Raw genomic sequence first — 23,218 nt, 5'->3', positions numbered from 1 at the left:
GACTATAACAAAGCCGGTTATGCAAAAAAAGAATGAATAACCATATGTTAAGAACCATATGGTTTTATAGCGACTTGACCGAGGTCAAAAAAAACCGCCCACGCGAAGGTGGGCGGTTTTTCTACGCAATGCGCATCAGGCCTTGGCCATCAGCTCACGCAGCACGTAGGGCAGAATGCCGCCATGCTTGTAGTAATCGACTTCGATCGGGGTGTCGATCCGGCACAGCAGCTGTACCTGCTGCTGGCTACCATCCTTGCGGGTGATCACCAGGGTCAGGTCTTGCTGCGGCTTCAGGTCGCCCGTGATACCGACGATGTCGTACTGGTCATCTGCCGACAGATTCAGCTTGTCGATGCTGTCATCGCCCTTGAACTGCAGCGGCAGCACGCCCATGCCCACCAGGTTGGAGCGGTGAATGCGCTCGAAGGAGCGGGCAACCACTGCCTTGATCCCCAGCAGCTGGGTACCCTTGGCTGCCCAGTCACGGCTGGAACCGGTGCCGTACTCTTCACCGGCGAACACCACGGTCGGGGTGCCGCGCTCGATGTAGGTCATGGCAGCATCGTAAACGGTGGTCTGCGCACCATCCAGCAGCGTGTAGCCGCCTTCAATGCGCGAGCCGTCTTCCTTGGCCGGCAGCATCAGGTTCTTCACCCGCACGTTGGCGAAGGTGCCACGCACCATCACATCGTGGTTGCCGCGACGGGAGCCATAGCTGTTGAAGTCCGGCTTCTGCACGCCCTTGCCCAGCAGGTACTTGCCTGCCGGGGTGGTGTCCTTGAAGGAACCGGCCGGGGAGATGTGGTCGGTGGTGACCGAATCACCCAGGATCAGCAGCGGGCGTGCACCCTTGATATCCGCCACCGAACCCGGCTGCATGCTGAAGTCGTCGAAGAACGGCGGACGGGCAATGTAGCTCGATTCCGGCCAGCTGTAGACCTGACCGGTCGGTGCCGGGATGGCATTCCACAGGTCGTGGTCCTTGGTGAAGTCACCGTACAGCTTGCGGAAGGTGTCCGGGTCCATGGCGTACTTCATCACGGCGGCGATTTCGTCGCTGCTCGGCCAGATGTCACGCAGGAACACTGGTTTGCCATCGCTGCCCGTGCCCAGTGCTTCTTCTTCCAGGTTCAGGTTCACCTTGCCAGCGATGGCAAAGGCCACCACCAGCGGCGGCGAGGCCAGGAAGTTGGCGCGGATGTTCGGGTGAATGCGGGCTTCGAAGTTACGGTTGCCGGACAGCACGGCGGCGGCGACCACATCATTCTGCACGATGGCTTCGTTCAGCTCGGCAGTCAGATCACCAGCATTACCAATACAGGTGGTGCAACCAAAGGCGGCGACGTTGAAGCCCAGTTTGTCCAGGTACGGCTGCAGGCCAGATTTGCTCAGGTACTCTGCCACCACGCGGGAACCCGGCCCGAGCGAGGTCTTGATGTGCGGCTTGACGGTCAGGCCCTTTTCCACCGCCTTCTTGGCGAGGATACCGGCACCCAGCAGCACACCCGGGTTGGAGGTATTGGTACACGAGGTGATGGCGGCGATCAGCACGTCACCATTGCCCAGATCCACACCGGCCTGCTTGGTCGGGTAGCGAACGGCCAGATCGTCCTGCTTCTTGTTGAAGCCATTCTCAGCCACCGGCTTGGAGAACAGGGTATTGAAGCTGTCCTTCATCTTCGGCAGTTCGATACGGTCCTGCGGGCGCTTCGGGCCAGCCAGGCTCGGCACGATGGTGTTGAGGTCCAGCACCAGCGTCTTGGAGTACTCGATGTCGCCCGCCTTGGGCATGCCGTACAGGCCTTGTGCCTTGAAGTAGGATGCAAATGCATCCACTTCGGCATCGGTGCGGCCGGTGCCACGCATATATTCCACGGTCACGTCGTCCACCGGGAAGAAGCCCATGGTGGCGCCGTATTCCGGTGCCATGTTGGCGATGGTGGCGCGGTCGGTCAGGCTCAGGTTGGCCGCACCTTCTCCGAAGAACTCCACAAACTTGCCTACTACCTTTTCGCGGCGCAGCAGTTCGGTCACGGTCAGCACCAGATCGGTGGCGGTGATGCCTTCGCGCAGCTTGCCTTTCAGCTCTACGCCGACCACGTCCGGGGTCAGGAAGTACACCGGCTGGCCCAGCATGCCAGCTTCGGCTTCAATACCGCCCACGCCCCAGCCCACCACGCCTACACCATTGATCATGGTGGTGTGGCTGTCGGTGCCGACCAGGGTATCCGGGAAGAACACACCATCACGCTGCTGTACGCCGCGGAACAGGTATTCGAGGTTCACCTGGTGCACAATGCCGATGCCCGGCGGCACCACGCCGAAGGTATCAAATGCCTGCATGCCCCACTTCATGAATTGGTAACGCTCGCCGTTACGCTGGAATTCCAGCTCCATGTTCTGGCGCAGGGCGTTTTGTGAACCAAAGTGGTCGATCTGTACCGAGTGATCCACCACCAGGTCTACCGGTACCAGCGGTTCGATCACTTTCGGGTTTTTGCCCATCTTGTCGGCGACGTTGCGCATGGCGGCCAGATCGGCCAGCAGCGGCACGCCGGTGAAGTCCTGCAATACTACACGAGCCACCACGAACGGGATTTCGTCCACACGGGCGGCGTTGGCACCCCAGTTGGCCAGCTGCTTAATGTGCTCTTCCGAAACCTTTTTGCCGTCGAAGTTGCGCAGCACCGATTCCAGCACAATGCGGATGGACACGGGCAGGCGTGAAACCGGGCCGACACCGGCCTTTTCCAGTTGCGGCAGAGAGTAATACTTGGCGGAGGTACCCGAAGCGGTCTTCAGCTCCTGCAGGGTATCGTACAGATTGTGATGATTGCTCATGGTTTGTCAGTCCTAGGCAAGGTCAAGGGCAGGGCGGACCCACAGGCCCCCCGTGGCAGTCGCGATGCGACCCACTCGGTGAATTCGAGATGCTGAATTATAGCTGATGATGCTCCCCCCTGTTACGTAACAGACCGCGTTTTTTCCGCTGGATTCTGCTGTGCAACATCTGTGATATCAGCGCCCTGACTGCTGTTTTGCTGCGCTGCAGTTCACTGTGGTCGCGCTATAGTGTTAGAGTGCTAACAATTTGACTTTGGTGACTGTTATGAACATTCCGAGAAAATACGAGTCTGTTGTGTTTGCGTTCATGATGGCGGCGCTGATGGCAGGTATCATGTCCGCAGTGCTGACCTGGGTGAACACCGGCATGGACAGTGGTTTTCTGGTTCGCTGGTTGCGTGCGTATGGGCTGGCGTTTGTACTGGCCTTTCCGCTGGTACTTTATCTGGCACCCCGGGTGAGACGTCTGACCCAAAAAATGATCGAGGACAAATAAGCATGATGCGCTTCAAACAAAAGGCAGTGGCAGTGGTTGTTCTGGCGATGGGGAGCCTGCTGGCAGGTCAGTCTTCTGTGGCAGATCCTTTGAATTACAATGTGTTGGAGTTGCAATCTAAAGTGCAACGCGAAGTCAGCAACGACACCTTGTCAGCATCTGTCTTCGTTGAACTGACCCAGAATGACCCGCAGCGGCTGGCGGCCGAGGTGAGCAAGCGCATGGAAGAGGCGACCCGGATCGCCAAGGCTTATCCAGCAGTGCGCCTGAAGACCTTGGGGCAGCAAACCTACCCGGTGTACAACAACCAGAACAAACTGCAGGGCTGGCGTGCGCGGGCCGACCTGAGCCTGGAGTCGGAAGATTTTGCAGCGGCGACCCAACTGATTGGCAAGCTGCAAGGGGTGGTGCAACTGGGCGGTATCCAGTTCACGGTTTCGCCCAAGGTGCGTGAGAAGGTGGAGGCGGAGTTGATGGTGGATGCCGTCAAGCAGTTCCGCCAGCGTGCCGACATTCTGGCCGGTGCGGTAGCCCCTGGCAAACCGGTACGGATTGTACATCTGGCTGTCAATAGCGGCGGTAATGTACCGCTTCAGCTACGCTTTCACATGTCGGAAGATACGGTGGCTGCGCCAATGGGCGACGGTGCGCCAGTAGTGACACCCGGTACCAGTCAGGTGGTGGTTTCGATCAATGGTACGGTACAGGTCGAGTAAAACGCATACCAAGGCTGACCCATAAAAAAACCGCCAGCTTCTACTGGCGGTTTTTTTGCGACACCCGCCTATTACTTAACCAGCAGATCAGCTTCGGATTTGCCAGCATTGATGGCGGCGACAAACCAGCCCGGCTTGCGGCCTTTGCCAGACCAGGTATCAGCCGGGTTGGCAGGGTTGGCGTATTTGGCTGCGCCCGGTTCCTTTTTGGCGGCTTTCTTGCCCAGCATGCCGAGGATTTCTTCTGCAGTCACGCCCAATTGCTCGGCACGCGTCTGCACAATCTTGGCCAAAGCGACCGCTTCCTGGTTCTTGCGGCTACGGATTTCCTTCTCAACATCCTGGCGCAATTGCAGCAATTGATCAAAAGTGAAATCTTGCAGGTTCATGGAAGCATCCTTTTAAGGTCAAGTTGACAAAAAATGAGGTAAGTCAAAATTCCGCGCTATTCTAGAAGAGTAGCATGGTATTTGTAAAACAGATTTCAAGGTATTGCATGAGCACTGCGCTGGTTCACCCATTACGGCATTTGCGTGTCTTGTCACTCAATATGCATAAGGGCTTAAGCCCGCTGAACCGGAAACTGATCATTCATGAATTATCACTCGCCTTACAGCAGGAAAAACCGGATCTGGTCTTTTTGCAGGAAGTACAGGGCTTTCATCAGCACAGGGCCAGGCGGTTTGAGCATTGGCCAAGTGCAGGGCAAGCGGACTTTATTGCGGAAAGCATGGCCTTTCGGGCGGTATATGGTGGCAATGCCTATTACACACATGGGCATCATGGAAATGCCATCCTCAGTCATTTACCGATTACCGCATGGCGCAATACCGATATCTCGCATAATCGGCTGGAACAACGCGGTATCCTGCACGCTGAACTGGGAGGCCCTTCGGATGTGACTGGATTACATGCGCTGTGCGTGCACCTGAATTTACTGGCAGGGGGGCGGCGCTGGCAATTGAAGCGCTTGCGCGAAGAAATTGAGCGCCACGTCCCGCCTGATGCGCCTTTGGTCGTTGCAGGAGATTTCAATGATTGGCGTAACGACGCTCGCCAGATTCTGGTTGAAGAGTTTGGTTTGCAGGAGGTGTTTGAAACCCTGCACGGCAAACCGGCTCGCAGCTTTCCGGCACGCTTGCCCTTGATGACGCTGGACCGGATCTATGTACGCAATCTGAGTGTGACGGCGGCCCGCATCGGGCAAGGCCATCCCTGGAAACAGCTGTCTGATCACGCCCCGCTGATGGCTGAACTGTCGTACTGACCACCTCAGACCAAGATGCGGCTGTGACTGCAGGGCTCAGCCCCGCCACCCATTCAGTGGGTCATGGGGCTGGCTTCGCGGGCTTGCAGGGCATCGCGGTTGTGCAGGGTGACCTTGCGGCCCCGCACGCTGATGATGCCCGCATCAGAGAACTGATGCAGCAGGCGAGACAGCGTTTCAGGCGTCAGGCCCAGCTTGGAAGCGACCACATTCTTGTTGACCGGCAGGGTCAGCAGGCCCGACTCACAGGGCAGGTTGAGCAGGTAACGAATCAGGCGCTGCGAGGCACTGTGCAGGCTGACCATTTCGATATCCTGCATCAGCGTGTGCAGCCGGGCGGCCATGCCGGTCAGCAGGGAGCGGGCAAACGCGGGCTGGCGGTCGATGACGGCCAGCACATCCTGCTTGCTGACCCAAAGCAGCAAACAATCCTCCAGTGCCTGGGCCTGTACCATGTAGGGCTGTTCGATAAACATCATGGCTTCACCAAACGCCTGGCCACTGCCAAAGAACTCAATGACCTTTTCCTGACCATTGGCGGCGGGGATGGACAGTTTGACGCGGCCCACCGCCACCACATACAGGCCGCTGGCGGGGTCTCCTCGATGGAAGACAAAGGCGTGACGCGGCACCCGGATCTGCTGGCTGCGCTCAGCCAGCCGTGCCAGGTTTTTCTCGTCCAGCTGGGCAAACAGATTCAGATGTCCCAGCAAGGAAGGTACGTCCAGTTTGGGAACCATGTGTCCACTCCTCCTGCAATGTGTGTGCAGGATAGCGTTCGCTTTCTTGCCTGAACATTCGCCGCAAGAGCTAGTTCTTGTGGTTTGCTTGTCGGTAGTCAAAGCGCGGGAATAGTGTGGTGAGTTGTTGCTGTACTGCCGCGGATAGCGGCGGGCCCTGCTCTTGCCCGTAGGCGTCGCGTAATTGCTGTACCGCATAGTGGTGCACGCCTTTGGCAGAGAGTGTGCTGGCCAGGCTCAGCAGTTCCGCCTCGGGTAACAGCGATGCTTGCCAGCTGGTACGGCACTCAAAGGTCACCTTTGAGGCCAGCAGCAAGTCCAGGCTACGCCAGACTGGCGTCGCACTGTGCACCCGTCCGGTCAGGCTATCGTAATCCTGCGGGCGGGTTTTGATATCCAGCCCCACCCAGTCCAGCATGGGCAGCACACTGGCGAGTCGCTGCGGGTACATGCCGGCTGTGTGCAATGCGGTAGCAAACCCCAGCTGCCGGGCCTGGGAGAGCATGGCGGGGAGTTGCGGCTCACTGAGCGGCTCCCCGCCTGAGAACACAGTCCCATCCAGCAAACCCTGCCGACTGATCAGCCAGCGCTGCACGTCTGGCCAGTGGTACTGCCGATAGCGGGCTTGCAGGTGGGGATTATGGCAGTAGCCGCAGCGCCAAGGGCAGCCGCCGATGAAGAGGACTGCCACCAGTCTCCCCGGCCAGTCCACGCTGGAAAAGGGGGTGATCCCGGCCAGTGCGGGCTGCCCTGCCGCCGGGCTGGCCGGCTGCAGGTGCAGGCGCACAGGCTGGGCTTCAGCGGCTGGCGGGTTCATGGAAGAAGCGGCGTTGGTTGAACTCACCCTGCTTGCCGGTATTGAAAGAGCTGACCGGGCGGTGGTAGCCCATCACACGGGTCCAGATTTCGCAGCGGGTGCGCTGGGCATCATTCAGTTTGGTTTGAGCAGCTGGGGTGGTGACAGTCATGGTGGATACTCCTTTGAGGTCAGGCTAGGGGAACGGTGGCGTGATCGCTGCAACAACCCGCTTGGGTAGCCAGCAGTGCGTCGTCACATTTCGGGCAGAACTCGTGCCGACCGGACAGGTAGCCATGGGTCGGGCAGATCGAGAAAGTTGGCGTGACCGTAATATAGGGCAGGCGGAATCGGGACAGCGCGCGCCGTACCAGCTGCTTGCATGCCTCTGCGCTGGATACCGCTTCATTCATGTACAGGTGCAGTACGGTGCCGCCGGTATAGCGGGATTGCAGTGCCTCTTGCAACTCAAGCGCCTCGAATGGATCATCGGTATAGCCTACCGGTAGCTGGCTGGAGTTGGTGTAGTACGGCTGCTCAGGGGTGCCTGCTTGCAGGATGTCCGGCCAGCGTTTACGGTCTTCTTTGGCAAAGCGGTACGTGGTGCCTTCAGCGGGGGTGGCCTCCAGATTGTAGAGATGGCCGGTCTGCTCCTGATACTGGGCGATGCGCGTCCGGATATGGTCGAGCAGGCGCAAGGCCAAGGCATGGCCCTCATCCTGTGTCAGGTCAAACTGGTCGCGGCTGAAGTTGCGGACCATCTCATTGATGCCGTTCACGCCCAGCGTGGAGAAGTGATTGCGCAGGGTGCCCAGATAGCGCTTGGTGTACGGATACAGACCTTGATCCATGTAGCGCTGCACCTGCTTGCGGCGGATCTCCAGTACGGTGGCACCGATGTCCAGCAACTGATCCAGCCGTGCCAGCAGCCCTGGCTCATCTCCGGCAAACAAGTAACCCAGCCGGGCACAGTTGATCGTTACCACCCCGACCGAGCCCGTTTGCTCGGCGGAGCCAAACAAGCCATTCCCACGCTTGAGCAACTCCCGCAGGTCCAGCTGCAGGCGGCAGCACATGGAGCGCACCATATGCGGCTCCAGGTCCGAATTAAGGAAGTTCTGAAAATAGGGCAGGCCGTAGCGGGCAGTCATGTCAAACAGGCGCTGGGTATTCGGGTGGTCCCAGTCAAAATCCGGGGTGATGTTGTAGGTGGGAATCGGAAAGGTAAACGCCCGGCCTTTGGCATCGCCCGCCATCATCACGTCAATGTAGGCCTGATTGATCATGTCCATCTCGGCTTGCAGGTCGCCGTAGCAGAAGGGCATTTCCTGGCCGCCCACATAGGGCACCTGCTCGCGCAGGTCTGCCGGGCAGGTCCAGTCGAAGGTCAGGTTGGTGAAGGGGGTTTGCGTCCCCCAGCGACTGGGCACATTCAGGTTGTAGATCAGCTCCTGCATGGCCTGGCGCACAGCCGCATAGTCCATGCGGTCAATCCGCACGAAGGGTGCCATATAGGTATCAAACGAGCTGAAGGCCTGCGCACCCGCCCACTCGTTTTGCAAGGTACCGAGGAAGTTGACGATCTGACCGATGGCGGCAGACATATGCTTGGGTGGAGTAGCCTCCACCTTGCCGGGTACCCCGTTGAAGCCCTCGGTCAGCAGTTGCCGCAGCGACCAGCCTGCGCAATAGCCGCTCAGCATGTCCAGATCATGAATGTGCAGGTCACCCTCGCGGTGCGCCTGTCCGGCTTCCGGTGGGAAGACGTGGTTCAGCCAGTAATTGGCGGTGACCTTGCCAGCCACATTGAGGATCAGCCCGCCCAGACTATAGCCCTGATTGGCGTTGGCATTGACCCGCCAGTCGCGCTGGTCGAGATACTCGACCATGCTGCTTTCCACATCCACCAGCGAACGTGCTTGCAGGCGCAAGCGGGCATGTTGTTCACGGTAGACGATGTAAGCTCGGGCAGTTGGCCAATAACCGGCGGCAACCAGTACATCTTCGACCCGGTTCTGGATGGTTTCGATGCCGGGGCAGGGCATGCCCTCCAGTGCAGCCAACACTTGTGCTGCCAGCCGCAAGGCTTCCGGCATGGTGAACTCACCGGTGGCTTGACCTGCTGCCGCCAGTGCCGCTTCAATCTTGTTCCGGTCAAACGCGACGACTCGGCCATCCCGTTTTACAACATGCTGGGCTTGCATCATTCACTCCATCCAGTCAATCTGGGTACAGATTATCACTAGATGTAGTGTTTATGGTGGGGGTGGGCTACTAGGTTTGCAATTGCTTGATGGGGGTCAAGCCAGCCGGGTTCAGCCGGGTTTTCCGTCGAGCCGTACCTGCCAGTAGATGGGCAAGACACGGGCAGCCCACAGCAGCATCAGCAGCAACCAGGCCGCCGAGACTGCGTGCAGCCAGCTGGGTGCGAGGCCCAGCAAGGCCACCAGCACCCGCAGTGCTGCAACACCATGCAGACCCAGATAGATAGCCCAGTAACCGCGGTCCGCCTGCAGGGGCTGGCCGCTGTGCCCCAAGCTGACGCGAGTCACAAAGCCCACCAGCATGGTAACGCAAAAGCCCAGCCCGAGCGCGTGGGCAGGAGCCGAGCCCACGGCAACCCCCAGGGTACCCAGTACCTGCAGCAGGACCGCGGGTGCCAGCCAGGCAAAAGACAGGTGCAACATGGCCAGCAGGCGGTTTTGCAGGCTGAGTACGATCCCCCAGCGCCAGCTGGTATACGCCAGACTGGCTGCCAGCAACAGGCCAGCAGCGGCTTCCAGCCAGGCCCATTGCAGGCCACTGCCGAGGGCCAGCAGCCCGCTGGCACTCAACCACCCGTTCAGCAACAGGGGTGGACGCCAGGCCAGCTTTTGCGGGAACACCGCCTGGGTGAAGAAGGGCAGCATGCGGTGAGACACCACCAGAAACACCGGCAACAGAAAAGCCCACAAGGCCAATGAGCGGCCCAATAGCCACCAGCGGCCATCGCCAAGGCCGATCCATGTGATTGCGACCAGCAAGGTCAGCGGTGCTATGCAAAAAGCCAGCAGCAGGCGTTGGGCGTGGCGACGGTCTGCCACGCTACTGGCCCGGATGCAGCGCCACCAGCGCCAGCACGCCCACAACCAGCAACCGGCCATCAGCAATAAACCAGGCAGGGGCGCACGTCCACCCAAGGCAAAGCCGAGCAGGCTGAGGGCAATGCCAGCCAGGTAGGCTGCCGCAAGCGGTGTCAGCCCGGTGACGGCATCGACGTTCAACCAGCGTGGCCCGGCGGTGAAAATGAAGCCAAACATGAACAGCGGGAAGACGCCGAGCGGCATCATGAGCCCATGCACCATCACGGCAGGCCAATGCCCGGGTTGAGGCCACTGCAGCATGGCCCACCACCACAGCGCCAGGCTGACCGCCGCCAGCACCCCCGCAGCAAAGCAGGGGCGATGTGGTGCCAGTTGAAAGCGCTGCCAGGCGGCTTGTAGCGGGGAGGGGGGCGTGGGATTGTCAACCAGCATGGTGAAACTCCAAAGCCGCAGCGCGGCAGGGGCACCGGGCTGCTCAAAAAAGGGATTCTCAGCGGCGCTGAACAGGCAGTTGTTGCAGTGCGGACTGGACCGCGAACCGCGCCTGCTCACGCTCATCGTCCAGGCAGTCCGCATGATAGCGCTTTTTGGCACCCAGTCGGTTCAACACCAGATGCTGATCCGGCACGACGCCCGCATTGTGGAGACAGGCACGAACGCAAGCCAGCGCACAGCCATCCAGCGCCAGGATTGGGCGACCGCTGCGCGCCAGCTTGAGCAGCACCGGTACGCCGCCGCCGACCCCGCTGATGCAGGACATCTCGGCCTGACCTTGCCGGTCCAGCTCCACCGCACAATCATTGGCCAGTTGCGCCACGCTGGAACAACCCGAGCAGGCGTAGACCAAGGGCAGGCTGGGATCGGACAAGGCCATGCTTTACACCCCGTTTGCTTGTAGCCAGGCAGGACGTTCCAGCGCATCCAGCCAGTTTTTGACGATCAGCCCCAGCTCGGTATCGCCACTGATCTGCAGGCGGCGCTGGAAAAACAGGGTGTCGGCATCCACTTCGCCACGCAGCAGGCAAAAGAAGTCGGCCAGCGTGGCTTGCAGCTGCAAGTCGGTATTGGGCTCATCGCACCACAGGAAGCGCCCTTGACGGCAACAAAAGCGGACCTGGATACCCCAGTCACTGACGGTCATGGCAAAGCGGTGACCTTCCAGCTCGGCTGGTGGGGTGAGGCCAGCCAGTCGTCGTGCGGCCTCCAGGCCGAGCAGAGCATGCCAGGACCAGAGGCGGACCGGTAGCCGTTGGTGCCATTGCTTCAGCCATGCAGGTGGGGTTGGGAAAGCTGGATTCATGCGGTTTCTACCCAATCCATGCCGGGACGATCAAACCAGTAACCATTGCAGCGCCCAATCCCAGCAGGTAAGGGCTGCCTGGCATGGGACCCTGAGTGGAGCGCCTCAATGGCTTCCAGCGTGCCCTGCGACATCGGGTTGACTCGCAAGACATGCACCCCCAATGTCTGCACCTCTTGCGTTTGTGCCAACAAGTCGAGGCAGTGGGCAGACTGGGTCTGGATGCCATTCAGGGTAAGGAATTCGCCCTGTTCACGGGTTTGCAGCGGCAGGCCATCCGGATACTCAATGCAGCGGAATTCGCAGTGATCCTTCTGTAAACGGAAATGACGTGCGGTAAAGCAGCGGGCGGAGAAGGCGAGTGCCAGACGCCCCCATACCTGCAATTCGCATTGCAGACCCGCGGGGATTTCTGCCAGCAGACGCTGCAGCTCGCTGCCGCTCATTTCCAGTGGCACCACAAAGCGACTGGCTCCCAGCGCCACCAGCCAGGACAGCGTGCCGCCGTGATAAGCGTTGAGATGAGGGCCCGCAATGAAAGACTGGTCTTGCAGCACCCGCACCGCCCCCAGATCATTGGCCTCGACCTGAAATTGTGCTGCCAGTGCTTTCTCGACCAGCTTGTGCATGGCGCGCCGGTCCGACTCGCTGTCGATCAAGGTCTGGGTGGACAGCACCACGGTTTTGCCTGCATCACGCAGGGTATGAGCCAGCGCCAGCCAGTCGTCCAGCCGCATCTGGTGGCGGCGGCCACACACCACTTCCCCCAGATACACCACCTGTGCGGCAGATTCGGCGATATCGGCATAGAAGCGCAGCAGGTCTTCGCGTTGCCAGTAGTAGCTCACCGGCGCCACGCTGATCAGAGAAATGTTCATTTCCATGGTCGGTCAAATGCCCCCTGCGTGGTTTGCGCGCCTTCCGCGTGGCGAGCCAGTGCAGCCTGCCAGTCCGGGCGCACCGAGAAGCGCGCGGGGTCACGCTCGGCAGCGTCCAGCGCCGCGCGCAGGGTGGATACCACCTGAGCGACATAGGCAGGGCTGCGCTGTCGTCCTTCAATCTTCAGCGCGGCCACCCCCATCGCCAGCAGACGCGGCAGCAGACTGATGGCATTCAGGCTGGTGGGTTCTTCCAGCGCATGATCCAGCTCGTCCTCCACCAGGAACCGCCCTTTGCACAGGGTGGGGTAACCTGCCGGTTCACCGGGCGCGTAGCGGTCGATCAGCACGCCATTGAGGCGGGCGTCCAGCTGCCCCGCCTGCTCGACCCAGCGCACCGCATGGGCGGGCGAGCAGACCCCCTGGTTATTGGGCGAGTCACCCGTGGCAAAGCTGGACAGGATGCAGCGGCCTTCTGCCATCACGCACAGGCTGCCAAAGCCGAATACTTCGATCTCCACCCGGGTTTGCCGGGTCAAGCGCTCCACCTCGGCCAGCGTCAGCACCCGTGGCAGTACCACGCGCTGAATGCCGAATTGCTCGAACATCAGCTCGATGCTGTCCAGATGGGTGGCCGAGCCCTGCACAGACAGATGCAGGCGCAGGTCTGGATAGCGTTTGCGTGCATAACCCAGTAAACCGGGGTCTGCCAGAATCACCGCATCGGCCTGGAGGGCGTGAGCGTGGTCGATGGCCTGCTGCCAGAGTGCGGTCTGCCCCGGCTGCGGGTAGGTGTTGATGGCAAACATCACCTTGCGCCCCATGCGGTGCGCCAGGGTGACACCTGCTTCAATGTCGGCTTCGGTAAAGTTGAGGCCGGCGAAGTTGCGGGCATTGGTGGCATTTTTCAGGCCGAGGTAAACGGCATCGGCGCCGGCCTGAAGGGCAGACTTGAGTGCGGCGAGGCTACCGGCGGGGGCCACCAGCTCCATTGTGCGTCGAACAGGTTCCATGCGGCCCAGTCTAGCCGCGCCGGGTCGCCTTGGCCTTGTTTGAGGTCAAGGCCATGCTTGTGCGCCTGCAAATGTCAGGCGTCTACCTCGCCCTCCTGATTCAGCCCATGCTCAACGGCATACACCGCCACTTGAACCCGGCTGCTCAGGTTGAGTTTCTTCAGAATGTTCTGAACGTGGATTTTGACCGTACTCTCCGCCACATCCAGCCTTCGGGCAATCTCCTTGTTGCTTTCCCCTCGAGCCAGGCATTGCACAATTTCCCGCTCGCGGCTGGTTAGCTTGTCGCGTGGCGGGCTGGCCAGCGGTGTGGCCGCTTGTGGGCTTTGTGCGCGAAACTGTGCCACCAGTTTGGCAGTCATGCTGTCGGCAATCACGGCTTCGCCACGGGCGGCCCGGCGTATGCCACTGGTTAGCGCCGCGACATCAATATTCTTGATCAGGTAGCCGCGCGCACCATCGCGCAAGGCCTGGCCCAGTTCATCGGCTTCTTCAGATACCGTGAGGATTACTACGGCGCATTGCGGGAGGTCCTGCACCAGAATCTGCAGGGTTTCCAGCCCGGAGAGACCCGGCATGTTCAGGTCCAGCAAAATCACATCGGGCAGGAATTCCTTGGCGCGCTTGATGCCTTCCAGGCCGTCAGCCGCTTCGCCAACCACCTGAAGATCGGCTTCACGCTGCAACAGCTGCCGGACGCCGGAGCGAAACAGACTATGGTCGTCAATCAGCAACACACGGATGGGGGCAGTATCCAATACCATTCCTTTCAGGCAGCCTGTCTTTCCTGCCACGGCAGGATCAGGCGTAGCGTGACCCCAGCGCCGGGGGCCGCTTCCAGTTTGAGTTCAGCGTGCAGGCGGCTGGCCCGCTCCCGCATGATGTGCAGGCCGACATGGCGTTCCGCACGGGCGGCTACCTCTTCCGGCTGATAACCACGCCCATTGTCACGAATCACCATTTCAAAGTCGCGACCATTGCGGATGGTGACCTCGACATGGCTGGCCTGAGCATGTTTTCGCACATTCGACAGTGCTTCTTGCAGAATGAACAGCACTTGCAGTTGCTGCTCAGGTGGCAGGGGGGCACCCTCGTCATCGTTGACATCCAGTGCGACGGTCACGCCTGATTGCCGTCTGAAGCGGGCCACGGTATCCACCACGGCAGCCTGCAATTCACCCTGCTCCAGCTTGCTGCGGAAATTCAGCAGCAACTCCCGCACATCCTGATAGCTTTCATCGACCCCCATGCGCAACAGCGGCACAATCTCCTGCAGCTCTTCCGCTCGGCCATCCTTCAGTGCCGATTCCAGCATCTGTACCTGCAGATTGAGGTAGTTCAGACCTTGCGCCAGGCTGTCGTGCAGGCCCTGGGCGACCAGATTGCGTTCTTCGGCTACCGCCAGTTGTCGGGCTTTGGCGCTGAGGCGCCGGTTGTCCAGTGCCACACCGAGATGACGCCCTAATGTTTCCAGCAGCTGGGCGTCTGCGGCAAGGACTTCGCGTTGCTCACGGAAATGCAGTGAGAAGGTACCCAGCACTTCTTCACCGCTCATGACCCGGAATACCGCCAGGCTTAGTAAGCCATCGCGTGCGCAGTGAAATAACTCTGGCTTGGGCAATTGGCGGAAGTCGCGAATTACCACCACGGGTTTTTGGGTAGCTTCGCCACAGAAACAGGCGTCCCGCTGCATACAGTGCTCTGAATCCTCCAGCGATTCGGACAAGCCTTCCGAGACCACCAGATGAAGGTTGTCTGCTTGTGGGTCGATGACGCGAATGCTGCCCCCCTCCGCTGAGAACTGACTCATGACCCGGCGCAGGAAACCATGGCACATCTCTTCAATATCGCTAGGCTGATTGAGAAAAGCGGCCATGTCATACAAGGCGCCCAGTTCCCGGTTCTGATTCGCCAGCTGGGCAGTCTTCTGGGCGACCCGACTTTCCAGATCCTGATACAGGCCCTCCAGCTCGTCAGCCATCTGGTTGAAGCCATCCGCCAGTACGCCGAATTCGTCACGGGTTTCTACGGGAAGTCTTACCGCGAATTCACGGGTGGCCATCCGGCGCAGCCCGTCCTGCAAACGCAAAACCGGAGAGATGATCCACAGATAGAGCAGGTAGATCATGGCCAGGGTACCGATGCTGGCGATGACCAGCAAGATGGCTTGGGACAGGCGTAGCAAGTTGGTTTTACTGGCATTGTCCACTTCGATCATGCGAACCAGCAGATCAGCCTCTTGCACGAATTCCGGTAAAACTTTCAGGTAGGTATCTGCAGGCTCACCCGCCAGGGCGTGTAGTGCTGCCTGGTGCAAATCCTGCCAATGTTGATGAACGCGTTGCATCTGCAGGCGAATGCGTGCATCGGCGGGCAAGAACAGGGGGCGGGCCGGATTGCCTTGTTGCAGTCGTAGCAGGGTTGCTGCCTGCAGGGCCAGCTCCTGACGGGTTAGCTGGTCATGCTCGGGATTACGCTGCAGTAACTCCACGGCGACCCGATTGGCACGCATGCGCAGGCTGCCCGTGTCGTTGATGGCGGCTCCAGCACCTTCAAGCTGCCACGACAGCCACAGGGTCCAGCACACCATGCCCAGCACCACCAGCAAGGCCACGATGGAGCTGACGATGATGCGGGTCGAGAGTCTTTGTCGCAAGGAGGGCAGGGTTACGGAAAAAGGCATGGTGGGCAATGCATCATCCGGCGGGTCGGTTAAAGGGATGCTGACATTGACATTATGCCTCATGCGGAGACCTCCGGTGTCAGGCATCGTCGGGAACCAGCGGGCAGACCAGCGGCAGAAAGGCATCGGCACGCGGGGAATAGGCCAGCAAGGCACCGGAATCCAGGTCAAAGTACCAGCCATGCAGCGTCAGGCTACCCGCGTTTACCCGTTGTGCGACCCAGGGAAAGGTCATCAGGTTTTTCAGGGAGACCAGAATGGCGGCCAGCTCGCAAGCGCGCCGCTGGGCGGCAGGTTCTGCGTCGGGCATCAGCTGGAACACCTGCTGCCGGGCAGAATCCGCGATGTGCACCCAGCGACCGATGAAGTCGGTTTCGCCCTCTGTGGGAAAGCGCTGTTCGACCAGGGCGCGGATCCCGCCACACTGGGCATGGCCAAGGATGATGATGCGGCTGACCTGCAGCTGATCCACGGCAAACTGGATGGCGGAGGATACCCCCTGATGGCTCATGCCGTGATTGCAGGGAGGCACCAGATTGGCCACATTGCGTACGGTAAAAATGTCGCCCGGATCGCAGCCGAGCAGCAGGGCAGGGTCCACCCGCGAGTCACAGCAGCCGATCAACAGCGTAGTCGGGTGTTGTCCCTGTTTCAGCTCGTTGTACACCGAGGGTTGTTGGTCAAAGTACTGTTGCTGGAAGCGTTGGAACCCACTGATGAAACGTTCCAGATCGTGCATGGTCAGCCTCCCGTCTGTGACATGAAGCGGATGATCTTGCCGGGCTGCTGCTGGAAATCATGCCGCTCCGGCTTGCGGGCAATGGCCGCGCGGATACGGGCTACCAGCTCGGCATCACTGGCACCCTCACGCAACCAGCGACCGAGCGGTACTTGATCCTCCTGCCCCAGGCAGAGGTACAGGGTGCCATCCACCCCCAGGCGAACCCGGTTGCAACGCTCGCAAAAGTGCTGGGACATCGGGGTGATCACCCCGAAGCAGGCGCGGTTGTCGCCGGTCGTCCAGTAGCGGGCCGGGCCGCTGTCCTGTGCATCCAGCAGGGGCATCAGGCCATGTTGCTGCGCCAGGTCTGCGCCTAGGCGGCTCAGGTTCAGCGTGGTCGTGGCACGCCCGGTGTCGCCGATCGGCATTGGTTCAATTAAGCGCAACACAAAACCCTGCGCCAAGGCAAAGGTGAGCAGGCGCTCGACTTCGTGCTGATTGACCTCGGGCTGGACCACCATATTGAGCTTGATCGGCGTGAGCCCGACCGCTTTGGCCGCCATGAGGCCATCCAGCACCGAGGCCAGACAGTCTCGACCGGTGATGCGGGCAAAACAGGCAGGGTCGAGGCTATCCAGGCTGATGTTCAGGCGGCGTACCCCCGCCTGCTTGAGGGCGGCGGCATGCTGCGCCAGTTGGGTGCCATTGCTGGAGAGCGACAAGTCACGCAAGCCGGGCAGGGCAGACAACCGCCCGGTCAGATCGGCCAGCCCGCGCCGTAGCAGTGGCTCACCCCCCGTCAACCGTACCTTGCTGATCCCCAGCTCGACAAACAGGCCCACCAGCCGGGCCATTTCATCATGACGCAACCAGTTGGCGGGCTCCTCGAATCCTTTAAAGCCTTTGGGCAAGCAGTAGGTGCAACGCAGGTCACAGCGATCAGTGACAGACACCCGCAGGTAAGTGATCTGCCGCCCAAACGGGTCGATCAGGCCGGGTGCTGCCGGGGTAGCAGACTGCGCGGTGGCTGGCACATCGTGCATGGCGGTGTTCCGGGAAAATGAACCATGCTGTCATTGTGCGCGTCAGGCGTGGGGCTCACCATTCGCAGGACGGACTAGTCCTTCTGGCTGAGTCAGGGCATATGCCAGCGCAGCGATCAGGTCAGACTGGGTGACCATGCCTGTGAGCTGCTGTGCATCATCCACCACCGGCAGCTGGTGCAGCCCCCAGTCGGAAAGGAGCGGTACCAGGTCGGCGAGCGATTGGCTTGCCCGAACTGTTCGGGCGGGGTGGCTCATCAAGCGGGCGACCGGTTCGCTCAAAACGGTCTGAGCTCCCTCTGCCAGTGCGGAGGGCCAGGATGCGGCATGCAAACCCAGCCGTTTCAGCAGGTCCACCAGCGAAACCACCCCCAGTACCTGCCCGTTGCTGACCACGGGCAGCAGCTTGACCCGATGCTGCTGCAGCATCCGCCAGGCCATTGCGCCATCCTGCGCCGAATCAAGGCTGATCACATCGCGGGACATGATGTCTGCCACCGTGCGCTGTGCCAGTGTGTGCTGCAGTTGTTGCTGTTGCAGGCTGGCGGCCAGCTGGACCAGCTGTTGCGGGGCGACATCGAGTAGTTGGTCTTGCTGCGCTAAAGCCTGCTGCCACTCAGTCAGACTGGCTTGCAGTCGCTGCGAGGGGAGCGGGTCAGCCGTGCGGTGGCCAGCGGGCTCAACAGGCGACACGCGACGCTGCAGGCTGGACAGGGTCAGTAGCAGCAATAGCCCGGGCAACATGGCGACCAGCAGCGTCGGCAAGGTCAAACCCGGCTGCAGCAGCACCCATATCGCCATGGCCCCGCCGGGTGGATGCAGGCAGCGCAGGGCAAACATCAGCAGCAGTGCCCCTGCTGTGGCCAGCGGGGCGGACCAGTACAGCGGCAAGCCCGCCTGCAGGACGGCAAAGGCAAACAAGGCAGAGATACTGCTCCCGGCCAGCAGAGCCCAAGGGCGTGACAGCGGGCTGCCGGGCAGCGCCGCCAGCAAAACAGACGAAGCCCCGAGGGCAGGTAACAGATGAATACTGGGCCAATGCTGTGCCAGCCATGCTGTTCCGCACAGCGCCAGCGCGACCAGCATGAAGGCACGGCATTGTGCGGCCCAGCCAGGCATCGGCAAACCTGAGCGCAGCCCGCGCATGACTTATTGCACCAACGGGCTGTCAGACATCGTCAGCTCGATACCGCTGATACGGGCCTTGCCGACCAGAAGATGTACATACTGACGCCAGGCGATATCCTGATTCCAGGCTTGCAGGGTGACCTTGATCTGGTCAGCCACATGCGCATAGGGCAGCAGATGCCCATTGATTCGCCGTGCCAGCCAGACGATATGCAGACCGTGGCGGCTTTCCAGCAGTTGAGGCAACAAACCGGGAGACATATTGAAGACTACCCGTTCGAATTCAGGTACGCATTCACCCCGCCCCAGCTGTCCCAATTGCCCACCCACAGCAGCGGAAGGACAGTTGGAATAGCGCTGTGCCAGCTCATCGAAGCGCTCTGGTGTTTGCTGCAGCTGCTGCAGCACCGTTTCGGCCTGGGCGCGTAGCGCAGGCAGGCTGACCCCTGGTGTGACCTGAAACAGGATATGCGACACCTCCACCCGTTCCCCTACGGTAAAGCGGGCAGGGTGTTGCTGATAGTGACGTTGGCAGCTGTCTTCATCCACCGTGGGCAGGTTGACTTGCGACTGCAGCAGGGCGTCGATGCTGGCTTCATCATCCGCCTGACGGAGCCCCAGTCGCTCTGCTTCGTCCAGCAGGACATGGCGGATAACCAGCGATTCAGTGGCGGCCCGCGTCGGATTGGGGTGTTGCTGATGGTTGACGATCTCCCTCGCCACGTCGTCATCCGTCAGTTCATGCTGGTTTACACAGATCGGCATACTGTTTCACTCCGGTCAGGACTGCACCTTATTTCAGGGCAGCGTAAAGTTGGGTGCAGTTTTCCATGACTTCCACCAGTCGCTCACTGGTAGTAGCGATGTGCTCGGCATTGCCGGTCTTGAGGGCGGCATCAAAAAAGAACCATTGCTGCTGCGCCATCTGCAATTGCCGACGGATGGCATCCGTATTGACCGGCGCGGCTTGCAAGCTTTCCAGCGCTTGTTGAATCTCCTTGCGTGTCTGCTGCATGGCGCTGTCTCGTGCTGGGCTTTGAATGCCCCACTGCCGCAGCAAGGCGTTCTTGGCCAGGCGCTGAGACAACATGCGAGTCCGCCCGGACAGGTTGACCCATTTCCCGGTTGACTGGCCACTCAGGTCTTGCAACTGCACGGTCAAGGTCTGCGCATCACCCAGCAGCAGCTCCACCCGCTCATCCAGTTGCAGCGCGTTGGCCGCGCTTGGCGTGACCGTCAGCATGGGTTGTACGCGCTGCCAGTCGGTGGTCATCCGCTCCACTTGTTTGCTGGCCTCCGGCCAGGCGACGGTCAGCTTGCGCAGCAATTGCAGGGCTTGGTTGAAATCCTTTTCAGCCTCCGTCATTTGCTGGCGGGCCGATTGGGGAATGACGCCCAACCCCAGCTGGGCATAATTCTTGACCATACGCTGGCTGAGCATACGCTGCCGCCCCGCCAGGTTGATCAGGTCCATGGATACGGTTTCGGCATACAGAGCCAGACTAAGCACCCACATGCCCAAACCACACAACCATGCCCATTGCTTGCGCATACCAGGTCTTCTCCTTTTCATTGATCAGCGGGGACGTACCAGTTGCCACGCACGCCCCAGATAGGTCACGGAGGCGAAGCCGCTCCACACGTGCACCAGCCGGGTAAACGGGAACAGCACGAACAAGCTCATGCCCATGAACAGGTGGGCCTTGAACAGCCACGGCGCACCGCTGACAAAGAAAGCGGCATCGCCCTTGAAGGTGACAATGTGCTGGGCCCAGGTCATCAGCAGCACCATCATGTGGCCATCCATATGCCCGGCGGATTCCACAATGGTGGCTAGCCCCAGACAGAGGGTGACCAGGATCCATACCAGCAGCAGCTTGTCACCGGTGCGGGTGATGGCGGCCAGGCGCGGGTCGCTCATGCGGCGGTGAATCAGGATCAGCAGGCCGACCAGCCCCAGGCTGCCGAACAGGCCACCGGCAGTCATGGCTACACCTTGCTTGAAGCTGTGGCTGATGCCGAGTGCGTCCCACACCGCCACCGGGGTCAGCAGGCCGACCAGATGGCCAAAGAACAAGCCGATGATGCCCAGATGGAACAGGATGTTGCCCAGGCGCAATTGCCCACGGTGCAGCAGCTGCGAGCTGTCACTCTTCCAGGTGTATTGTTCGCGTTCAAAGCGGATGAGGCTGCCCAGCAGGAAGATGGTCAGCGCGATGTACGGGTAGATGCCGTACAGAAAGGCATTCAGATAAGACATGATCTATCCCCTTAATCAGTGCGCAGCCGCGCGCGGGTGAAATTGCACGGTATGCGTGCCACTGATGGCCGGTTTAAGCAAAGGCTCGACGCCATCGGCGCCCGGACCAAAACGCTCCAGGGCCTCATCCATGTCGCGTACCGGCGGCTCGGCTTGTGGCAAAGGCACCACCGCAGTCAGGCTACGCAGTACGCTAAAAATGCTGGCGTACGGGCTGAGATTGCGCGCCAGCCGGTCACCGATGGCGGCCAGAACGTGAATGGCGTCGCCCAGCAAGGCTTCGGCCTCATCTGCGGGCAGCAGGCTGAGGAATTCCAGAAACAGCGGCACATGATCCGGCAGCTCGCCACCTGCCGGTTCCACACCATGCCGCTGGTACTCCTGCAGCAGGTCGACCATGGCCTGGCCGCGGTCCCGGCTTTCGCCATGCACATGCTCGAACAGGTGCAGGGCGTGCGCCGGGTTGCGGTCAAAGGTGGCGACATAGTTTTCCTGCAGTTCCACCAGTGAGTGCTGTCGCATGAAGTCCAGCAGCGGCGTCAGCTGCTGATGGGCATCCGGGGTATCCTGCAAAGCCACGGCAAACTCGTCCTGAGCGGCCAGTAAATCGGCTTCCGGGTAGCTGAGCAGCGCCGAGAGCAGGCGGTATAGTGTGGACATGGTGTGCTCCTTTCCGCCGCTCATTGTTCGGCCGCCGCTTTTTTGCGTGACTTCGGCATGTCGACAAAGATCACGCTGCCTTTGGGCTTCTTGCCGAACAGCGAACCTTCCGAGGTGCCACCACTGCAACCGTTGCCAAAGGTGAAGCCGCAACTGCCTTTGTCATTGAAGCTGTCTTCCACCAGCTCTTTGTGGCTGCTGGGGATGACAAAGCGGTCTTCATAGTTGGCAATCGCCATGATCTGATACATGTCCTCCACCATGGCGGGGTTCAAGCCGGTGTGTTGCAGCAGGCTGTCGTCGCCTTTGCCATGCACCACTTGCGAGCGCTTGTAGGCACGCATGGCGATCATCCGCTCCAGCGCCTCCACCACCGGTTGCTCCTTGCCTGCGGTGAGCAGGTTGGCGAGGTAGCGCACCGGGATGCGCAGCGATTTCACGTCCGGAATGATGCTGTCGCCCAGCGTGGTGTGTGGCATCTGGCCAGATTCAAACGCAGACTGGATCGGTGAGAGGGGCGGGATGTACCACACCATCGGCAGCGTGCGGTACTCCGGGTGCAGCGGGAAGGCCACTTTCCACTCCATCGCCATCTTGTAGACCGGCGAGTTGCGGGCGGCTTCCAGCCAGCTTTCCGGAATACCCTGTTCACGGGCGGCGTCGATCACCGCTTGCGAGTTCGGGTCAAGGAAACACTTGAGCTGGGCTTCGTACAAGTCCTGCTCGTTGGCGGTAGCGGCCGCTTGCTCGATCAGGTCGGCGTCGTACAGCAGGACACCCAGATAGCGGATGCGCCCGACACAGGTTTCTGAACAGACGGTAGGCTGACCCGCTTCCAGTCGCGGGAAGCAGAAGGTACATTTTTCGGCCTTGCCGCTTTGCCAGTTGTAATAGATCTTCTTGTACGGGCAACCGGAGATGCACATGCGCCAGCCACGGCACTTGTCCTGGTCCACCAGCACAATGCCGTCGTCCTCGCGCTTGTAGATGGAGCCGGACGGGCAGGCGGCGACACAGGCCGGGTTCAGGCAGTGCTCGCACAGGCGCGGCAGGTACATCATGAAGGTGTTTTCGAAGGTCGAATACATCTCCTTCTGCACCCCTTCAAACAGGGCATCACGACTGCGCGAGCTGAATTCGCCGCCGAGATCGTCTTCCCAGTTCGGGCCCCATTCGATCTTTTCCATCTTCTTGCCGGTGATCACCGACACCGGGCGTGCGGTGGGCGGGGTCTGGCTGAGCGGGGCCTTCTGCAGGTGCTCGTAGTCGTAGGTGAAGGGCTCGTAGTAGTCGTCAATGGCTGGCAGATTCGGGTTGGCAAACAGATTGGCCAGAATCTTCAGCTTGCCGCCCTGACGCGGCTCCAGCTTGCCACTGGCGGTGCGTTGCCAGCCGCCTTGCCATTTCTGCTGGTTTTCCCACTCCTTCGGGTAGCCGATACCGGGCTTGGTTTCCACATTGTTGAACCAAGCGTATTCCACCCCGTCGCGGCTGGTCCACACGTTCTTGCAGGTGACCGAGCAGGTATGGCAGCCGATGCATTTGTCGAGGTTCAGCACCATGCCGACCTGTGCACGAATTTTCATG

At 60.5% G+C, this 23,218-nt stretch carries 24 protein-coding genes; 3 read left to right on the top strand and 21 right to left on the bottom strand.

Annotation, left to right across the window (positions count from 1 at the left end):
* Positions 1–135: 135 nt before the first annotated feature.
* The gene (acnA, locus tag ACE3O2_RS08535) at positions 136–2,844 is read right to left on the bottom strand and encodes an aconitate hydratase AcnA (protein ID WP_374336562.1); all 2,709 of its coding nucleotides are present in this window, start codon (positions 2,842–2,844) and stop codon (positions 136–138) included.
* A 268-nt stretch (positions 2,845–3,112) separates the two neighbouring features.
* On the opposite strand from acnA, the gene ACE3O2_RS08530 reads away from it, so the two are divergent.
* Positions 3,113–3,343 (top strand): DUF2798 domain-containing protein, encoded by a 231-nt coding sequence (locus ACE3O2_RS08530; RefSeq protein WP_374336560.1) that lies wholly within the window; start codon positions 3,113–3,115, stop codon positions 3,341–3,343.
* A 2-nt stretch (positions 3,344–3,345) separates the two neighbouring features.
* Positions 3,346–4,059, top strand: coding sequence for an SIMPL domain-containing protein (locus ACE3O2_RS08525; protein WP_374336558.1), 714 nt, complete (start codon positions 3,346–3,348; stop codon positions 4,057–4,059).
* Positions 4,060–4,130: 71 nt separating this feature from the next.
* Here ACE3O2_RS08525 and ACE3O2_RS08520 read toward each other — a convergent pair whose 3' ends face one another.
* Entirely contained in the window at positions 4,131–4,448 is a 318-nt protein-coding gene (locus tag ACE3O2_RS08520) for an H-NS family nucleoid-associated regulatory protein (protein WP_168875323.1), read from the bottom strand.
* A gap of 74 nt (positions 4,449–4,522) precedes the next feature.
* Between ACE3O2_RS08520 and ACE3O2_RS08515 the strand changes: the two genes are divergently transcribed.
* Positions 4,523–5,326 carry an endonuclease/exonuclease/phosphatase family protein gene (locus ACE3O2_RS08515; protein WP_374336556.1) on the top strand — a complete coding sequence of 268 codons (804 nt, stop codon included), beginning with the start codon at positions 4,523–4,525 and terminating at the stop codon, positions 5,324–5,326.
* A 53-nt stretch (positions 5,327–5,379) separates the two neighbouring features.
* Here the strand turns inward: ACE3O2_RS08515 and ACE3O2_RS08510 are convergent, their stop codons facing one another.
* The 19 genes from ACE3O2_RS08510 to narH form a co-directional block, all read right to left on the bottom strand.
* A complete protein-coding gene (locus ACE3O2_RS08510; RefSeq protein WP_374336554.1) occupies positions 5,380–6,066 on the bottom strand; it encodes a Crp/Fnr family transcriptional regulator in 687 nt (228 codons plus the stop codon).
* A 70-nt stretch (positions 6,067–6,136) separates the two neighbouring features.
* Entirely contained in the window at positions 6,137–6,883 is a 747-nt protein-coding gene (locus ACE3O2_RS08505; protein WP_374336552.1) for an anaerobic ribonucleoside-triphosphate reductase activating protein, read from the bottom strand.
* Entirely contained in the window at positions 6,864–7,034 is a 171-nt protein-coding gene (nrdD, locus tag ACE3O2_RS08500) for an anaerobic ribonucleoside-triphosphate reductase (protein ID WP_374336550.1), read from the bottom strand. The genes ACE3O2_RS08505 and nrdD overlap by 20 nt, the downstream gene beginning before the upstream one ends.
* Before the next feature lie 19 nt (positions 7,035–7,053).
* The gene (locus ACE3O2_RS08495; RefSeq protein ID WP_374336548.1) at positions 7,054–9,069 is read right to left on the bottom strand and encodes a ribonucleoside triphosphate reductase; all 2,016 of its coding nucleotides are present in this window, start codon (positions 9,067–9,069) and stop codon (positions 7,054–7,056) included.
* A gap of 108 nt (positions 9,070–9,177) precedes the next feature.
* Entirely contained in the window at positions 9,178–10,377 is a 1,200-nt protein-coding gene (locus tag ACE3O2_RS08490; protein WP_374336546.1) for an NnrS family protein, read from the bottom strand.
* 58 nt (positions 10,378–10,435) lie between these two features.
* Positions 10,436–10,819, bottom strand: a complete 384-nt coding sequence (locus ACE3O2_RS08485) for a putative zinc-binding protein (protein ID WP_374336544.1) — start codon at positions 10,817–10,819, stop codon at positions 10,436–10,438.
* 3 nt (positions 10,820–10,822) lie between these two features.
* On the bottom strand, positions 10,823–11,245 hold the full coding sequence (locus tag ACE3O2_RS08480; protein WP_374336542.1) for an SCP2 domain-containing protein: 423 nt from the start codon (positions 11,243–11,245) through the stop codon (positions 10,823–10,825).
* Positions 11,242–12,129, bottom strand: coding sequence for a U32 family peptidase (locus ACE3O2_RS08475; RefSeq protein ID WP_374336540.1), 888 nt, complete (start codon positions 12,127–12,129; stop codon positions 11,242–11,244). Before ACE3O2_RS08475 ends, ACE3O2_RS08480 begins: the two co-directional genes overlap by 4 nt.
* Positions 12,120–13,136 (bottom strand): peptidase U32 family protein, encoded by a 1,017-nt coding sequence (locus ACE3O2_RS08470; RefSeq protein ID WP_374336538.1) that lies wholly within the window; start codon positions 13,134–13,136, stop codon positions 12,120–12,122. Before ACE3O2_RS08470 ends, ACE3O2_RS08475 begins: the two co-directional genes overlap by 10 nt.
* A gap of 74 nt (positions 13,137–13,210) precedes the next feature.
* A complete protein-coding gene (locus tag ACE3O2_RS08465; protein ID WP_240947018.1) occupies positions 13,211–13,894 on the bottom strand; it encodes a response regulator transcription factor in 684 nt (227 codons plus the stop codon).
* An 11-nt stretch (positions 13,895–13,905) separates the two neighbouring features.
* Positions 13,906–15,882 carry a type IV pili methyl-accepting chemotaxis transducer N-terminal domain-containing protein gene (locus ACE3O2_RS08460; protein ID WP_374336535.1) on the bottom strand — a complete coding sequence of 659 codons (1,977 nt, stop codon included), beginning with the start codon at positions 15,880–15,882 and terminating at the stop codon, positions 13,906–13,908.
* Between the two features lie 16 nt (positions 15,883–15,898).
* On the bottom strand, positions 15,899–16,558 hold the full coding sequence (locus ACE3O2_RS08455) for a carbonic anhydrase (RefSeq protein ID WP_374336533.1): 660 nt from the start codon (positions 16,556–16,558) through the stop codon (positions 15,899–15,901).
* Between the two features lie 2 nt (positions 16,559–16,560).
* Positions 16,561–17,583, bottom strand: a complete 1,023-nt coding sequence (gene moaA / locus ACE3O2_RS08450) for a GTP 3',8-cyclase MoaA (protein ID WP_374336531.1) — start codon at positions 17,581–17,583, stop codon at positions 16,561–16,563.
* Positions 17,584–17,625: 42 nt separating this feature from the next.
* Positions 17,626–18,729 (bottom strand): CBS domain-containing protein, encoded by a 1,104-nt coding sequence (locus tag ACE3O2_RS08445; RefSeq protein WP_374336529.1) that lies wholly within the window; start codon positions 18,727–18,729, stop codon positions 17,626–17,628.
* 3 nt (positions 18,730–18,732) lie between these two features.
* Positions 18,733–19,476, bottom strand: a complete 744-nt coding sequence (locus tag ACE3O2_RS08440) for a peptidylprolyl isomerase (protein WP_374336527.1) — start codon at positions 19,474–19,476, stop codon at positions 18,733–18,735.
* A gap of 28 nt (positions 19,477–19,504) precedes the next feature.
* Complete coding sequence (locus ACE3O2_RS08435) at positions 19,505–20,263, bottom strand: type IV pili methyl-accepting chemotaxis transducer N-terminal domain-containing protein (RefSeq protein WP_374336525.1); 759 nt, start codon at positions 20,261–20,263, stop codon at positions 19,505–19,507.
* A gap of 24 nt (positions 20,264–20,287) precedes the next feature.
* Positions 20,288–20,971: a respiratory nitrate reductase subunit gamma gene (gene narI, locus ACE3O2_RS08430; protein ID WP_168875338.1), complete on the bottom strand. Its 684-nt coding sequence runs from the start codon at positions 20,969–20,971 to the stop codon at positions 20,288–20,290.
* 15 nt (positions 20,972–20,986) lie between these two features.
* Entirely contained in the window at positions 20,987–21,631 is a 645-nt protein-coding gene (gene narJ / locus ACE3O2_RS08425) for a nitrate reductase molybdenum cofactor assembly chaperone (protein WP_374336523.1), read from the bottom strand.
* Positions 21,632–21,651: 20 nt separating this feature from the next.
* On the bottom strand, positions 21,652–23,217 hold the full coding sequence (narH, locus tag ACE3O2_RS08420; RefSeq protein WP_374336521.1) for a nitrate reductase subunit beta: 1,566 nt from the start codon (positions 23,215–23,217) through the stop codon (positions 21,652–21,654).
* Between the last annotated feature and the right edge of the window lies 1 nt (position 23,218).

The organism is Leeia sp. (assembly GCF_041909055.1).
GTDB lineage: Bacteria > Pseudomonadota > Gammaproteobacteria > Burkholderiales > Leeiaceae > Leeia > Leeia aquatica.
This window is presented reverse-complemented; position numbering and strand designations above follow the sequence as displayed.